General features: G+C 60.1%; 18 protein-coding genes. 9 read left to right on the top strand and 9 right to left on the bottom strand.

Annotation, left to right across the window (positions count from 1 at the left end):
* Window positions 1-73: 73 nt before the first annotated feature.
* From purS to QA648_RS07470, 3 genes are all read right to left on the bottom strand, one after another.
* Complete coding sequence (gene purS / locus QA648_RS07480) at window positions 74-316, bottom strand: phosphoribosylformylglycinamidine synthase subunit PurS (RefSeq protein WP_104823221.1); 243 nt, start codon at window positions 314-316, stop codon at window positions 74-76.
* Between the two features lie 17 nt (window positions 317-333).
* Window positions 334-1,098: a phosphoribosylaminoimidazolesuccinocarboxamide synthase gene (gene purC / locus QA648_RS07475; RefSeq protein WP_015340039.1), complete on the bottom strand. Its 765-nt coding sequence runs from the start codon at window positions 1,096-1,098 to the stop codon at window positions 334-336.
* Between the two features lie 263 nt (window positions 1,099-1,361).
* Entirely contained in the window at window positions 1,362-1,916 is a 555-nt protein-coding gene (locus QA648_RS07470) for an alpha/beta hydrolase (protein WP_283050553.1), read from the bottom strand.
* A gap of 176 nt (window positions 1,917-2,092) precedes the next feature.
* On the opposite strand from QA648_RS07470, the gene QA648_RS07465 reads away from it, so the two are divergent.
* Both QA648_RS07465 and QA648_RS07460 read left to right on the top strand, forming a co-directional pair.
* Complete coding sequence (locus QA648_RS07465; protein WP_104823220.1) at window positions 2,093-2,899, top strand: DUF2189 domain-containing protein; 807 nt, start codon at window positions 2,093-2,095, stop codon at window positions 2,897-2,899.
* A 184-nt stretch (window positions 2,900-3,083) separates the two neighbouring features.
* A complete protein-coding gene (locus QA648_RS07460; protein ID WP_283051250.1) occupies window positions 3,084-3,554 on the top strand; it encodes a low affinity iron permease family protein in 471 nt (156 codons plus the stop codon).
* 5 nt (window positions 3,555-3,559) lie between these two features.
* Here the strand turns inward: QA648_RS07460 and purB are convergent, their stop codons facing one another.
* From purB to QA648_RS07440, 4 genes are all read right to left on the bottom strand, one after another.
* The gene (gene purB, locus QA648_RS07455; RefSeq protein ID WP_283050550.1) at window positions 3,560-4,861 is read right to left on the bottom strand and encodes an adenylosuccinate lyase; all 1,302 of its coding nucleotides are present in this window, start codon (window positions 4,859-4,861) and stop codon (window positions 3,560-3,562) included.
* A gap of 101 nt (window positions 4,862-4,962) precedes the next feature.
* Entirely contained in the window at window positions 4,963-5,484 is a 522-nt protein-coding gene (locus tag QA648_RS07450) for a hypothetical protein (RefSeq protein WP_283050549.1), read from the bottom strand.
* Window positions 5,471-6,157, bottom strand: coding sequence for a ribulose-phosphate 3-epimerase (gene rpe / locus QA648_RS07445; protein WP_283050547.1), 687 nt, complete (start codon window positions 6,155-6,157; stop codon window positions 5,471-5,473). Before rpe ends, QA648_RS07450 begins: the two co-directional genes overlap by 14 nt.
* Before the next feature lie 93 nt (window positions 6,158-6,250).
* Window positions 6,251-7,333, bottom strand: a complete 1,083-nt coding sequence (locus QA648_RS07440; protein WP_283050545.1) for a branched-chain amino acid ABC transporter substrate-binding protein — start codon at window positions 7,331-7,333, stop codon at window positions 6,251-6,253.
* 144 nt (window positions 7,334-7,477) lie between these two features.
* On the opposite strand from QA648_RS07440, the gene QA648_RS07435 reads away from it, so the two are divergent.
* From QA648_RS07435 to QA648_RS07405, 7 genes are read left to right on the top strand one after another with little or no spacing between them, the layout of a single operon-like run.
* Window positions 7,478-7,996 carry a flavin reductase gene (locus QA648_RS07435; protein WP_199773472.1) on the top strand — a complete coding sequence of 173 codons (519 nt, stop codon included), beginning with the start codon at window positions 7,478-7,480 and terminating at the stop codon, window positions 7,994-7,996.
* A gap of 35 nt (window positions 7,997-8,031) precedes the next feature.
* On the top strand, window positions 8,032-8,967 hold the full coding sequence (locus QA648_RS07430; protein WP_283050544.1) for a MoxR family ATPase: 936 nt from the start codon (window positions 8,032-8,034) through the stop codon (window positions 8,965-8,967).
* Window positions 8,968-8,971: 4 nt separating this feature from the next.
* Window positions 8,972-10,219: a VWA domain-containing protein gene (locus tag QA648_RS07425; RefSeq protein ID WP_283050543.1), complete on the top strand. Its 1,248-nt coding sequence runs from the start codon at window positions 8,972-8,974 to the stop codon at window positions 10,217-10,219.
* Between the two features lie 7 nt (window positions 10,220-10,226).
* Complete coding sequence (locus tag QA648_RS07420; RefSeq protein WP_104823214.1) at window positions 10,227-10,556, top strand: XdhC family protein; 330 nt, start codon at window positions 10,227-10,229, stop codon at window positions 10,554-10,556.
* Window positions 10,556-11,263, top strand: coding sequence for an XdhC family protein (locus tag QA648_RS07415; RefSeq protein ID WP_104823213.1), 708 nt, complete (start codon window positions 10,556-10,558; stop codon window positions 11,261-11,263). The genes QA648_RS07420 and QA648_RS07415 overlap by 1 nt, the downstream gene beginning before the upstream one ends.
* Complete coding sequence (locus QA648_RS07410) at window positions 11,260-12,894, top strand: molybdopterin-binding/glycosyltransferase family 2 protein (protein ID WP_283050542.1); 1,635 nt, start codon at window positions 11,260-11,262, stop codon at window positions 12,892-12,894. Before QA648_RS07415 ends, QA648_RS07410 begins: the two co-directional genes overlap by 4 nt.
* A gap of 3 nt (window positions 12,895-12,897) precedes the next feature.
* Window positions 12,898-13,218, top strand: a complete 321-nt coding sequence (locus QA648_RS07405) for a TfoX/Sxy family protein (RefSeq protein WP_104823211.1) — start codon at window positions 12,898-12,900, stop codon at window positions 13,216-13,218.
* Between the two features lie 3 nt (window positions 13,219-13,221).
* Here the strand turns inward: QA648_RS07405 and QA648_RS07400 are convergent, their stop codons facing one another.
* On the bottom strand, window positions 13,222-13,644 hold the full coding sequence (locus tag QA648_RS07400; RefSeq protein ID WP_104823210.1) for an NUDIX domain-containing protein: 423 nt from the start codon (window positions 13,642-13,644) through the stop codon (window positions 13,222-13,224).
* Window positions 13,645-13,658: 14 nt separating this feature from the next.
* Window positions 13,659-15,179: a DEAD/DEAH box helicase gene (locus tag QA648_RS07395; RefSeq protein ID WP_283050540.1), complete on the bottom strand. Its 1,521-nt coding sequence runs from the start codon at window positions 15,177-15,179 to the stop codon at window positions 13,659-13,661.
* Window positions 15,180-15,344 lie beyond the last annotated feature (165 nt).

The following is a 15,344-nucleotide window of genomic DNA, read 5'->3' as shown; positions in this document are numbered from 1 at the left end:
GGCTAGGAATGGGATCGAAGAGCCATACTTCATTGTCTTTGACAAAGGAAGAATGGCTCTTGGAAAACGGCAATCAGTCGATCGAAATGCTGAAATTCTCGATCACCGTGTTGGCGAGGAGTTTTTCGCACATGGTTTTCAGCTCGGCTTCGGCTTTGGCCTTGTCGGAGCCATCAAGCTCCAGATCGAAAACCTTGCCCTGGCGGACCTGATGGACGCCGTCGAAGCCGAGTGCGCCGAGCGCGCCCTCGATTGCCTTGCCCTGCGGATCGAGAACGCCGTTTTTCAGCGTGACGGTTACACGAGCCTTGATCACGATTGTCCTTCCTGCGCTTACTTGACGAGAACCGGGCCCGTGCCGCGCACGGGTTCGTTTTCATTGATGATGCCGAGCCGGCGGGCGACTTCGGAATAGGCTTCCAACAGACCGCCCATGTCGCGGCGGAAGCGGTCCTTATCCATCTTCTCGTGGGTTTCGATATCCCAGAGACGGCAGCTATCCGGCGAAATTTCATCCGCGAGGATGATCCGCATCATGTCGCCTTCGAACAGGCGACCGCATTCGATCTTGAAATCGACGAGCTGGATGCCGACGCCAAGGAAGAGGCCGGTCATGAAGTCATTGACGCGGATGGCGAGCGCCATGATGTCATCAAGCTCAGCCGGATTGGCCCAGCCGAACGCCGTGATGTGCTCTTCGGAGACCATAGGATCTTCGAGCGCGTCGGACTTGTAGTAGAATTCGATGATCGAGCGCGGCAGCACGACGCCTTCTTCGATACCGAGGCGTTTGGCGAGCGAGCCGGCGGCGACGTTGCGCACGACGATCTCGAGCGGAATCATCTCCACTTCCTTGATCAACTGCTCGCGCATGTTGAGACGGCGGATAAAGTGCGTGGGAATGCCGATCTTATTCAGGTGGCTGAAAATATATTCGCAAATACGATTGTTCAGAACGCCCTTGCCATCGATAACTTCGTGTTTCTTTTTGTTGAAGGCGGTGGCGTCATCCTTGAAAAACTGGATCAGCGTGCCCGGCTCAGGCCCTTCGTAAAGGATCTTGGCCTTGCCTTCGTAAATACGGCGGCGACGGTTCATCGGTATTGTTCTCTGTCGTTAGCGCTTTGAGATAGCGCAAGTGGATCGATCTGTGGGCGTCCCCATAACGGATAAGAAGCGAATTCACAATCCGCCAGCGCCTCCTTCCTCGGAATTCCGGCTTTGGTTCTATACCAATGCGAGAATCGCGATCCTGTCCTTTCATGTTCTACAGGCTTTTATTTGACGATGGAATGAAAGCCGCCCTGTACTTCACAGGCTAGTGGGCCAGTTTGCGCCATTCTATCACGGCTCGGCGGCAATCACGGCTTGAGGTTGGCCAGAAATTTGGCAAAGACCATCGTGCCTTCAGGCCAGGGACCATGGCCGGAATCGGCGTTGATATGGCCAGCCTCGCCGGCGTCGATCAACAGCGAGCCCCAGCTACCCGCCATTTCGTCGGCATGCTCGTAGCTGCCGAAGGGATCGTTGCGGCTGGCGATGGTGATCGACGGAAAAGGCAGGGGATCGCGCGGGTAAGGACCGAACGTCATCAGATGCTTCGGCCGGATCTTCGGATTGGCGACGTCGGGCGGCGCGACGAAGAAGGCGCCGGCCACCTTGTTGCGGAAATGCGGGATCGCGTGGATCACCGAGGGCACGCCAAGCGAATGCGCCACCAGCACCACGGGCCGGGTCGAGGCGTTCACTTCTTCGGCGATGCGGGCAACCCAATCCTCGCGCACGGGCTTCGACCATTCGGCCTGCTCCACCCGCCGCGCCGTCGAGAGCTTCTGCTCCCAGCGCGTCTGCCAGTGGTCCGGGCCGGAATTGGTGTATCCGGGGATGATGAGAATATCTGCGTCGGAGGCTTTCATGATGGCGCCGATGTGGAAAAGGAAGACCGAGGTGTCAAGGGAAAAGGCGACAATTACGGCAAAATTTGCTAGGATCCCGCCTGCCGGTAGCGAATGATGATGTCGGCGCCTCTTATTGCCCGACATTTTCGTGCCGCCAGCTAAACGCATTTTGGCTGATGAGGAGGAGGAATACTATGACGGCATTTCATGTCATGGCTGGCGCAAATCACACCTTTACGCGTCCGGCCATCCGCAAGATCGGCATTGCCGATCTCATCGACGCCCTGAAACTGGGGCTGGACGACTTCAGCGAAAAACCATCCCATTACGTATTCCTGTGTCTCATGTATCCGATCGCGGGCATAGCACTAGCGATCTGGAGTTCCGGTGCGAATCTACTGCCATTGCTGTTTCCGCTGATGTCCGGCTTCGCGCTGCTCGGACCACTGGCAGCGATCGGGCTCTATGAGATCAGCCGGCGGCGGGAGCAAGGGCTGGACACGTCCTGGCGGCATGCTTTTGACGTCCGCTTCTCTCCGGCGTTGCCCTCCATCATTGTGGTCGGCCTTATGCTGTTTGGCTTATTCATCGTCTGGCTTGTCGTGGCGCAGACTATCTATACCGCCTATTTCGGCGATAGCGTCCCGGCAACTCTGTCATCCTTCATCTCGAACGTGCTGACGACGCCGCAGGGCATGAGCATGATGTTCTGGGGCAACCTCACGGGTTTCGTCTTTGCGCTCGTCGTACTGGCAACCACCGTCGTTACCTTTCCGCTGCTGCTCGACCGCGATGTCGGTGCCGTGGCTGCGATCGACGCAAGCATTCGCGCGACACTTATCAATCCGGTGCCGGTGGCAATCTGGGGATTGATCGTGGCGGGGCTTCTTGTTGTCGGTACGATCCCGATCTTTGCGGGGCTTGCAGTGGTCATGCCCATTCTCGGGCATGCCACCTGGCATCTCTATCGCAAACTCGTGGCACCGGCCGCATTGAGCTGAATTCAGCCGCGTCATGGTTCCCGTCGCATCGAATGGAACCGGTCGTGACATTGCAACGTTGATCCGCATCAACTCGCCCACCTCTTCCGAATCCTAGCGCATTCGGGAGAGGCGTTGCGAACTAGGCTCAGATCTTCGCATGTCCGTTCCGGTCATGCGGCTCTCGGCGGAAGATGTGGATCATATGGCAAGGCTCAGGCATATTTTCTCCCGTTTTGCCACCATCGTTTCGGAATGGGCTGGAAAACCGGTCGTCTTCATACTGGCTCTGCTGTCAGTGATTGTCTGGGGCATCACCGGACCGGTCTTCGATTTCTCCGAAAACTGGCAACTGGTCATCAACACCAGCACGACCATCATCACCTTTCTGATGGTCTTCCTCTTGCAGAACGCCCAGACGCGCGACACGCGCGCCATTCAGGCCAAGCTCAACGAACTTATCCTGACCAGCGCTGCCGAAAACCGTTTCATCGGCATAGAGAACCTTGACGAAGAAGATTTGAAACATCTCGATCGCCTGGTGGCGAAGGCAGCCAAGCGCGATGGAGAGAGGCCTGGCGGCAGCGGAGAAGGGGACGAGACTGTTGGGAAGCCTCCCATAAAACAGAAAGGGCGGCGCATTGTCGGCGCCGCCTCGTCAAATCTCGACCAATAGATTGATCAGCCAAATACACGCTTGAAAATCGTGTCGACGTGCTTCGTGTGGTAGCCCAAGTCAAACTTTTCGCGGATATCTTCCTCCGAGAGTGCTGCGCGGACTTCCTGATCGGCAAGCAATTCTTCGAGGAAGTCCTTGCCGTGTTCCCAAACCTTCATGGCGTTGCGCTGGACGAGGCGATAGGAATCTTCGCGGGAAACGCCTGCCTGGGTCAGTGCCAGCAACACACGCTGCGAATGAACAAGTCCGCGGAACTTATTCATATTCTTCATCATATTGTCCGGATAGACCAAAAGCTTGTCGATGACGCTGGTCAGTCGAGCCAGCGCGAAGTCGAGCGTCACCGTCGCGTCCGGGCCGATCATGCGCTCGACGGAAGAGTGGGAAATATCGCGCTCATGCCAGAGCGCCACATTCTCCATCGCCGGCATGGCATAGGAGCGGACCATGCGGGCAAGGCCGGTCAGGTTTTCCGTCAGTACCGGGTTACGCTTGTGCGGCATGGCCGACGAGCCCTTTTGGCCGGGGGAGAAATATTCCTCGGCCTCCAGCACTTCGGTACGCTGCAGATGACGGATTTCGGTGGCGAGACGTTCGATCGAGGAGGCGACGACGCCGAGCGTGGCGAAGAACATGGCGTGACGGTCGCGCGGGATAACCTGCGTGGAGACCGGCTCTGGCTTCAGGCCGAGAGCGGCGGCGACGTGTTCCTCGACGCGCGGGTCGATATTGGCGAAGGTGCCGACCGCGCCCGAGATCGCACAGGTGGCAACTTCCTCACGAGCCGCGATCAGGCGCTGCTTGCAGCGCTCGAATTCGGCATAGGCCAGCGCCAGCTTGACGCCGAAGGTGGTCGGTTCGGCATGGATGCCATGCGAGCGGCCGATGGTGACGGTATCCTTGTGCTCGAAGGCGCGGCGCTTCAGGGCTTCCAGCAGCTTGTCGATATCGGCCAGCAGAAGGTCGCTGGCGCGAACGAGCTGGATATTGAAGCAGGTGTCGAGCACGTCTGAGGAGGTCATGCCCTGATGCACGAAGCGGGCATCGGGACCGACGATTTCGGCAAGATGGGTGAGGAAGGCGATGACGTCGTGCTTGGTGACGGCTTCGATCTCGTCGATGCGGGCAACGTCGAAAGTCGCCTTGCCGCCTTTTTCCCAGATGGTTTCGGCCGCCGATTTCGGAATGACACCGAGCGCGGCCAGCGCGTCGCAAGCATGGGCTTCGATCTCGAACCAGATGCGGAATTTGGTTTCGGGCGACCAGATGGCGACCATTTCCGGTCGAGAGTAGCGCGGGATCATGGGCTCAAGCTTTCTTAGGTAAGGGGAAACAAATCCTCGGCGCCCCCATAACAAAGACGGGAGGCAATCTCAACATTTCTTGGCTTATTCTTTCCTTCAACTCAACGCATATGTCTGGCGAGATAAAGGCTCGCCATCACCAGGAAGATGAAGCCGAACGGCAGGAACAGGCCAAGGCCGAGGATGGCGAACTGATAGAGGGCGCTGGCGCTGGTGAAGGCAAATTGAAATGCCCAGACGAGCGTGCCGAAAGGCGCATGCCATCGGGCATAAAACCAGCGATAATCCAGTGCGAAAAGAAAGGCGGTCATCGCGACGGTGCCCAGCGACAGCGCCAGAAAGAAAGCGGCAAAACGCGTTTCAAGCGGCCGGCGATGCGCGAGCAGCCGCGCCAGCGGCAGCGTGAACGGCCAGGCAAGCGCACCGCCGAAGAAATAGACTGCCATCAGCGCGGGCAAATGGCTCGTCAGAAGACCGTTGCGCAGGTAGAGCACCGATAGCGCCGAACTCGCCATCGCTACGCCCCAGCAGGGCGCCCCGAACAGGAGCTGTTGATAGGACGGAAAGGCGGCCCTCAACCGCCCGGTGGTCGCGACAGCGCTGGCCGGATTAATTTGATCCAACGCGGCCTCGTTCTGCCGCAGAGCGCAGGTCGGAAACCGTCTGCCGATAGGCCTCGACGGATTCACCCTTGAAGATCGCCGAGCCGGCGACAAGGACATTGGCGCCGGCGGCGGTGACGATCGGAGCCGTATCGACGGTGACGCCGCCGTCGACCTCGAGTTCGATCGGACGGTCCCCGATCAGAAGGCGGGCATTCCGGATCTTGTCCGCCATGGCGGGAATGAACTTTTGGCCGCCGAAACCGGGATTGACCGACATGATCAGGATCAGGTCGATATCATCCAGCACGTTTGCCAGAACGGACAGGGGCGTTGCCGGATTGAGGGTGACGCCGACTTTCTTGCCGAGATGACGGATGGTCTGCAGCGAGCGATGCAGATGCGCGCCGGCTTCGGCGTGAACCGTAATGCGGTCGCAGCCGGCCTTGGCGAAGGCTTCGAGATAGGGATCGGCGGGCGAGATCATCAGATGGCAGTCGAAGGTGGCGTTGGTATAGGAACGCAGCGACTTGATGACATCGGGGCCGAACGAGATATTCGGCACGAAATGTCCATCCATGACGTCGAGATGGATCCAGTCCGCCCCGGCTTCGGTTACATCTTTGACTTCCTGTCCGAGCTTGGCGAAATCGGCCGCGAGGATGGAGGGCGCAATGCGGATCGGCAAGGTCATGAGATGGCTGAACTCCGTCTGATTTTATCGCGCTTGGCTTATCACCGGTTCGGCAGGCAAACAACCTAATCCGCCAGCCTTGCATGGACCATATCAGTTCGACGGCGGTGTCGGTGGCACAAAGGCGTTGCCGCGCCATTCCAACAGCCGGTAGGGATTTTCCATCAATTCGTGGTTCTGACCGAAGGTGATTTGGCCGATCGGCGTCTGAAAGGCCGTGCCGATCAGCTTGTCGGCAATCGATTTGTTTTCCGCTTTGGCACTTTCCGCGGCCTGGTTGGCAATCAGCACGGCGGCCGCCGCCGGCAGAATATAACCATCCGGTTCGATACCCTTGGCACGCATCGCCTGCGCGGTCGTTTGGGCAACGGGCAGGCTGGCGTAATCGGGGAGGGCGATGGCCTCCACGCCGTCTGCCAGAGGCACCGGCTGGTTGGCGGCGCGCATTGCATCACCGCCCATCAACGTCAACGGGATATTCTCGCTGTGAGCATCGCGGGCAATGACCGCCACATCGCTGCGGTCGCCGCCGACGAAGACACGGGTGGCGCCGGCCTTCTTCAGCCGGCGGACAAGGGCGATCTGCTGTTCCTGGCCGGGGCGATAGGTGTCGGTGAAGACCGGCTTCAGGCCCTTCTCTTCAAGCGCGTTGCGCACCGTCTCCACCAGTTCACGGCCGTGGATCGTGCCATCTTCGATAAGCGCCATCGGCTCGGCTACCCAGCTCTTCAGGATGGTGTCGACCGCCATGGAAGCTTCGGTGCTGTCGACCGGAGCGAGACGGAAAAACGGCCAGCCGTTCTTGAACGCATCCTCCATCACGATATGGGAACGCACGGAAACGGTGATGACGGGGATACCGGCCTCCTTCAGCCGCGGCAGTGCCCCTTCCAGCGTCTCGCTGCAGAGAAAGCCGATCGCGACTTGCGCCTTGGCCGTGATCAACGACTCGGCCACTGCCCTGCCGCCATCCTCCGTGCAGGGCTCGTCGACGACGGTGGCCGAATCCTGTAGCGTCTGCACCTCAAAATTGGCGCCCGTTGTGATCTGGGCGCCAAGGGCCGCAAAGTTTCCGTTCTGCGGCGCGACGATGCCGATATTGACGCCCGCAGCATAGCTGCTGCCCGCTGCCAGAAGCAGCGCAATCAGGAGCGGGGTGCGAGGCAGAACTTTCATCGACATGGTATCCCGGACAATTCTCCTGCCCTTTTATCCGCCTGAAGGTCGTCGTCAAAGAAAAAGCAGCGAAATCTCTCTGATTTCAATAATCCTATTGTAGAAAAGCTAACGTGTGCCCGCCATATTGAATGAAAACGAGAAATGACGAAAACGAGGGAAGCAATCGTGCTAGACAAGCAGCGTATGGATCCGGCTGACTATCGCGACGCCATGAGCCGTTATGCGGGGCATGTGCAGCTAGTGACCACCGCACTTGGCAATGAACGGCGCGGGGTAACGATCACGGCTGCCTGCTCGGTCTCGGACAATCCCGCCACAATCCTGATCTGCCTTAACAACAACAATGCGAAGAACGAAATCTTCTTCAAAAGCGGCATCTTTGCCCTGAACGCTCTCGGCGCCCATCATCAGGCGCTCGCCGATGCCTTCTCCGGCAAGACGAATTTGACCAATGAAGAGCGTTTCGCAACGGGCAAGTTCGATACGCTCGTGACCGGTGCGCCGGTTCTTACCGACGCGCTGGCAGCCTTCGATTGCCGCGTCACCGAAATCAAACGGGCTTCGACGCATAACATCATCTTCGGCGAAGTGGTGGCGGTGCATTTCGATGAAACAAAGCCGGCGCTGCTCTATATGAACAGGGACTATCACACGTTATAACCTCCCTAGCGCATAATCGCTTGGATCGAGAGACTATGCCTGATCATCATCATCATGCACCTTCGCTGCCGAGTTCGATCGACGAAACGATCGATATGCTCGGCACTCACGACTATCTCGCGGGGCGTGCGCTCGGCACGGTGCTGTTTCTGGCGCTGAAAATGAAGCGGCCGCTCTTTCTCGAGGGCGAGGCCGGCGTCGGCAAGACCGAGATCGCCAAAGTGCTGTCGAAGGCGCTCGATCGGCCGCTGATCCGCCTGCAATGTTATGAAGGGCTCGACGTTTCCTCCGCCGTCTATGAGTGGAACTATCCGGCGCAGATGCTGGAAATCCGCCTTGCGGAAGCGTCGGGTCTTACCGATCGCGACCGTATCGAGGCCGATATCTTTTCCGAGCGTTATCTCATTCGGCGGCCCGTGCTGCAGGCGCTGTCGGGCACGGGAGGGCGTGCGCCGGTATTCCTGATCGATGAACTGGACCGCACCGATGAGGCATTCGAAGCTTTTCTGCTCGAAGTGCTTTCCGATTTCCAGGTGACCGTCCCCGAGCTCGGGACCATCCGCGCCGCTGAACCGCCCATCGTCATCATCACCACCAACCGCACCCGCGAGGTGCATGATGCTCTGAAGCGGCGCTGCCTTTACCATTGGGTCGATTACCCGGAAGCGGCGCAGGAGCTTGACATCATCCGCCGCAAGGTGCCGGGCTGCAATGAGGCGCTGTCGCGCCAGATCGTCGCCTATGTGCAGAAGCTGCGCACGCTCGACCTCTTCAAGAATCCCGGCGTCGCTGAAACCATCGACTGGGCGACGGCGCTGACCGAGCTCGACCGGCTGGCGCTCGATCCCGAAACGATTTCCGATACGCTCGGCACCCTGCTGAAATACCAGGACGATATTGCCCGCATCCAGGGCGGCGAAGGCAACCGGGTGCTGGACGAGGTCAAATCCGAACTGCTGGCAACGGGATGAGACGATGGAACCGGCAATGCGAGATGGCGTCATTGTCCCGCCGTCACCAGCCGGTGACGGACGTCTTGCCGACAATATCGTCTTCTTCGCTCGCGCCTTACGCAAGGCTGGCCTGAAGATTGGGCCAGCGGCCATCGCCGATGCCATCGAAGCGGTGGAGACGATCGGCATCGGTTCGCGCGAAGAGTTTCACGCGGCATTGTCTTCCATCTTCGTCAAACGGCATGAGGATCTTGCGGTTTTCGACGAAGCATTCCGGCTGTTCTGGCGTTCGCGTGATCTCGTGCAGAAGATGATCGCGATGATGTCGCCGGTCGCACCCGATAATCGTGAGAAGGAAAAGCCGAAGCCGGGCGAAACCCGCGTGAGCGACGCTCTGCTCGGCGACCGCGACGACCGCCGGCCACAGCGCGAGGCGCCGGATATCGAGATCGATGCCCGCTTCACGACATCGGGCAACGAGCTCCTGCGCCGTATGGATTTCGCCCAGATGTCGGTTGCGGAAATTGCCGCCGCGAGGAAAGAGCTGGCGAGGCTGGAATTGCCGCTCGACAGCGTCCGCACCCGCCGCTTCGTGCCGTCTCATGTGTCCGCTAAGGTCGATCCACGGGCGACGATGCGGGTGGCGCTTCGCACCGGAGGCACGCTGATCTTACCGCGTTACCGCGAGGCCAAGGAGATGCAGCCGCCCTTGGTGGTGCTTGCCGATATTTCCGGCTCGATGAGCCAATACACCCGGATCTTCCTGCATTTCCTGCATGTGCTGACCGAGAGGCGCAGGCGGGTGCATACCTTCCTGTTCGGCACGCGGCTGACCAATGTTAGCAGGCAGATGCGCCACAAGGACCCTGACGAAGCGCTCGACGAATGCGCCGCCGCCGTCCGCGACTGGTCGGGCGGCACGCGTATCGGCGAGACCCTGAAGGAGTTCAATCGGCTCTGGGCACGGCGGGTGCTGGGGCAGGGCGCGATCGTGCTGCTCATCACCGATGGACTGGAGCGGGAGGGCGTGGAGCTTCTGCAAAGCGAAATGGACCGGCTGCACCGCTCCTGCAGGCGGCTGATCTGGCTCAATCCGCTCCTGCGCTTCGAAGGCTTCGAACCCCGCGCCCGTGGCGTTCGCGCCATGCTGCCGCATGTTGACGAATTCCGTCCGGTTCACAATCTATTATCTCTAGCCGATCTCGTATCAGCCCTGAGCGCCGGTCGTGCCAGCGCCTATGATCCACGCCGTTTTCTCGCCAAGCTGTGAGGCACCCATGACGCATACACCCGAAAGCCTGGATCCGCTTTTTGTCGCGGAGGAATGGGCCGCCGCCGGCCGCAGCGTGGCATTGGCGACCGTCGTTGATACCTGGGGTTCCGCACCGCGCCCGACCGGCAGCCATCTCGTCATCGACGACGAGGGCAATTTTCACGGCTCGGTCTCCGGCGGTTGCGTGGAAGGTGCCGTAATCACCGAGGCACTGGATGTGATCGATAGCGGCAAGGCTCGCATGCTGGAATTCGGCGTCGCGGATGAGACCGCCTGGCGCGTCGGCCTGTCCTGCGGCGGCCGCATTCGCGTCTATGTCGAGAGGCTTGGCTGATGGACCGTCAGATACTGGCGAAACTGAATGCTCTGCGGCGCGCGCGGCAAGCGGCTGTCCTTGTCACCGATCTCTCCGGTGGACCTGATCGGCTGATTGTCGAGGGCGAAGCTCTCGACGGCCCGTTTGCCGACGCGGTGGCTTCCGCCTTCCGCTCGGGAAAATCCTCGGCAGTGGATATCGCAGGGGAAAGCCTCTTCCTCAACGTACATTTGCCGCCCCCGCAAATCGTTGTCATCGGCGCCGTGCATATCAGCCAGGTTTTGGCTGGTATGGCCGAGCTGGCCGGCTTTGACATCCGCATCATTGATCCGCGCACCGCTTTTGCGACACCGGAGCGATTCGATGGCGTCGATCTCGTTGCCGACTGGCCGGTGGATGTTTTGAAGGAGCGCCCGCTAGACGCCTATACGGCGTTGGTCGCTGTCACCCACGATCCTAAGATCGATGATTTCCCGATCGCCGAGGCGCTGAAAGCAGGCTGTTTTTATGTTGGCGCGCTCGGCAGTCGCAAGACGCATGCGAGCCGCGTGGAACGATTGAAGCATGAGGGGCTGACGGACGCCGATCTTGCCCGAATTCATGCCCCAATCGGCCTTCCCATCGGCGCATCGAGCCCGGCGGAAATCGCCGTTGCCATCTTGGCCGAGATCATCGCCGCGCTGCGCGGCCGTGACGTCTCATCACCGAAGGGTGACAGGCGATGATATTCGGTGATTTTGCGACAGCGGAAGCCGAAGGCGCCGTGCTTGCGCATTCCATCCGATTGCCAGACGGCAGTCTCGCCAAGGGCCATGTCCTTGACCGCGCCGATCTCGACCGTCTCATCGCTGCCAATATCTCCCATGTCACCGCCGCCAGAATCGCGCCTGACGATCTCATGGAGGATGAGGCCGCGGCGCAATTGGCGCGGGCGATTGCCCCGGATCATCTGACGTTTTCCGAAGCGGCTACGGGGCGCGTCAATGTCCACAGCGCGGTCGATGGCCTGTTCGTCGCAAACCGCGCCGCCGTAGACCGGCTGAATCGCGTCGATCCGGCCATCACGCTTGCCTGTCTTGCCGATCATGTGCCGGTGCGTCGCGGCGATATGGTAGCGACCTTCAAGATCATTCCGCTGGCAGTTTCAGGTGAGAAGGTTGCTGCGGGCATCGACATCCTGCGGCAGACGACGGTCTTCGAGGTCAAGCCATTCCAGCCGCATGCGGTGTCGCTGATCGCGACCGAATTGCCGTCGCTGAAGACCTCCGTAATGGACAAGACGGCGCGCATCCTTGCGCAGCGGCTTCAACTTGCCGGCAGCACTTTGGAGCGGGAAGAGCGCGTGGCGCATCGTGCGCCTGCGGTCGCGGAAGCGATCGGCAAGGCGCTGCGGACGGCGGATCAATCACCAAAACTTGTCATCGTCTTTGGTGCGTCTGCTGTCATCGATGCCGGCGACGTCATTCCCGAGGCAATCCGGCTTGCGAGAGGCCAGGTGATCCAGGTCGGCATGCCAGTCGATCCCGGCAATCTGCTGGTGCTCGGCCGGATCGGCGATGTCTATATCGTGGGCGCGCCCGGCTGCGCTCGCAGCCCGAAAGAGAATGGTTTCGACTGGGTGCTGGATCGTATCCTTGCCGGCGAAAAGCCGACGCCGCATGAGATCAGCGGCATGGGCGTCGGGGGGCTTCTCATGGAAATCCAATCGCGGCCAAGACCACGCGATATCGCCGTCAAGCCGGAGGCGCAGATCTCCGTTGCTGTTGTGCTTCTTGCGGCCGGCAAAGCACGCCGCATGGGCGAGGGCGGGCCGCACAAGCTGTTGGCGGAGTTCGATGGCATCCCCCTGGTGCGGCGCTCGGCTGCGACGGCTATGGCAAGCGGGGCTGCCGCCGTCATCGCCGTCACCGGCCATCGTCGCGCGGAGATCGAACAGGCACTCGCCGGCCTGGCGATCGAGTGCGTCCACAATCCAGACTATGCGTCCGGCATGGCAAGCTCGCTGGTCGCCGGCATCAGCGCGCCGGTCGCGCAACGCGCCGATGGCGCATTGGTCATGCTGGCCGACATGCCGGGTGTCACCAGCGACGACCTGAAGACGCTGATTGCGGCCTTCCGGAAGGCGAACGGTCAGGCGATCGTCCGTGCGGTATCGCGCGGCAAACGTGGCAATCCCGTCATCCTGCCGCGCGCCGTGTTCGACGCTGTGATGCGGCTCGAAGGTGATGTCGGCGCCCGGCATATCATCGAAACTGCGGGGCTTGCCGTCATCGATGTCGACATTGGCGATGCCGCTCATCTCGATGTAGATACGCCCGAAGCCGTATTGGCCGCCGGTGGTATTTTGAAGGGGTAGGGAATGGATAATATCGAGATCGAGGAGATGTTCCAGGCGCTTGGGCCGGTGACGATCAAGCGCATGTTCGGCGGCAAGGGCGTCTACCACATGGGCCGTATCGTCGCCGTCGAAGTAAGCGACGAGATGCTGCTGAAAGCTGACGAAATCAGCGCTCCGGAATTCGAGGCAGCCGGCGCCCGGCGCTGGGCCTATGAAGGCAAGAAAGGCAAACCCGTCAACATGCCCTATTGGTCGATCCCGGACGATGCGTTCGACGATCCGGACATCATGGCGCGCTGGGTGAGACTGGCTTACGAGGCGGCGGTGCGGGCGGAGAAATAGAGTTCAGCGAAAATCGTCTTCGCTCAAATGGGCGATGGTTGCCTTGGCGAAATCGGAAAGTTGAGTCGGCAATTCGTTACGGCCAAACCAGCCGAAATCGGAGAGCTTGTCGGGCTCCATCAGGCGAGGCTCGCCGGAAAAGTCCCTGCAGATATAGATCAGTGAGATCCAGTGCTGGCGGTCGGCCTCGATGATGACTTCTGTCGTGCAGAGATAGTCGATCTTGCCGATGGAGAGACCGCTTTCCTCTTCCGCTTCGCGGACGGCGGCCCTGGCGGCAGGCTCCATATGATCGACCTTGCCGCCGACGATGCTCCATAAGCCGGCTTCGGGCGCCTTCAGGCGCTTATAGAGCAACAGCTTTCCGTCTCGCAAAATTGCGAGACCGGTTCCTAATCCTGGGAAATCGATGCCGGGCTTCCCCATGCGCCGCAGGCCCGTCAGCCCTTGGCGTTGGCAACAATCAGCATGAAGGCGGGGATATCGTCGCCGAAGCCGACCGGGGTCGGGCCGTCGTCCTGATCGCGATAGCGATTGCGACGCTCGCGGTTGTCGTCGTTGGCAGCAGGGAAGGGCCGGTGATTGTTACGAGAACCGTTGTGGGACTTGTTATTGTTCTCAGACTTGCGCTCGTTTCTCACGCTTTCGGCCTTTGCTGGTGCTGCTGCTTCGATCACTTCGACGCCATTATCCTCGACGTCGATATCAGATTTATGACTCGAGGCACTCCGGCCCCCGCGGCCACGATCCCGGTCGCGGCCTCTGCTCTTGGAGTCACGGCGACGGGAAGAACGATCGTCGTCCCGGCCTTCTTCGACCGGGGGCAACGACGACAGGTCGCCGTTTAGCCATTCGACATCTTCGCCGATCAGCTTTTCGATCGCATCGGCATGCTTAGTATCGCGCTTTGTGACGATGGTGAAGGCGGAACCCGAGCGACCGGCACGGCCGGTGCGGCCGATGCGGTGGACATAATCTTCCGAATGGATCGGAACATCGAAGTTGAAGACGTGGCCGACATCGGGAAGATCGAGGCCGCGTGCCGCAACGTCGGAAGCGACGAGAAGCTGGATATTGCCGTCGCGGAAGTTCTGCAGCATGGTCGTGCGCGAGCGCTGATCCATATCGCCGTGCAGCGCGCCGACCGAGAAGCCATGGCGTTCCAGCGAGCGGAAGAGATCCGCGACATCTTTCTTGCGGTTGCAGAAGATGATGGCGTTCTTCAAATCGGTCTGGGAGCGGATGAGATCGCGCAACGTCGCGCGCTTCTCATAATCCTTGCCGTGCGAAGCGACGAAACGCTGCGTGACGGTCTTTGCCGTCGAAGCAGGCTTGGCGACTTCGACACGTTCCGGATTTTGCAGGAAGCGATCTGCCAGCTTCTGGATTTCGCCCGGCATGGTGGCCGAGAAGAACAGCGTCTGGCGCGTGAAAGGAATGAGCTTGGCGATGCGCTCGATATCGGGAATGAAGCCCATGTCGAGCATACGATCGGCTTCATCGATGACGAAGATTTCGACGGCGCTCATCAGCAGCTTGCCGCGCTCGAAATGGTCGAGCAGGCGGCCGGGCGTGCAGATCAGCACATCGGCGCCGCGCTCCAGCTTGCGATCCTGGTCTTCGAAAGAAACGCCGCCGATCAGCAAAGCGATGTTCAGGCGATGGTTCTTGCCGTACTTCTCGAAATTCTCCGCGACCTGTGCGGCGAGTTCGCGCGTCGGCTCTAGGATCAGCGTGCGCGGCATGCGCGCGCGGGCACGACCCTTTTCGAGGAGCGTCAGCATCGGCAGAACGAAGGAGGCGGTCTTGCCGGTACCCGTCTGGGCGATCCCGCAGATATCGCGACGCTGCAGCGCAAAAGGAATCGCGCCGGCTTGGATCGGAGTCGGTGTGGTGTAGCCCGCGTCAGTTACCGCGGATAGGACTTTTTGGCTCAGGCCAAGGTCAGCAAATGTTGTCAAAGGGAAAACTATTTCCGTTCCGGTTCGGTCGAACACTCGTGAGTCGACATGCCCCAGCATGCCGCAATGCAGCGCGACATAGAACCAAATACCCGCGAAGTCAAGGAAAGCAGGTGGTTCAGAAAGCTTCAGACCAATAGATAACGCAATTTTTAGATTAGCGCC

The organism is Rhizobium sp. CB3171 (assembly GCF_029714265.1).
Taxonomy (GTDB): domain Bacteria; phylum Pseudomonadota; class Alphaproteobacteria; order Rhizobiales; family Rhizobiaceae; genus Rhizobium.
Note: the sequence above shows the minus strand (reverse complement) of the source record. Positions and strands in the feature narration are given on the sequence as shown.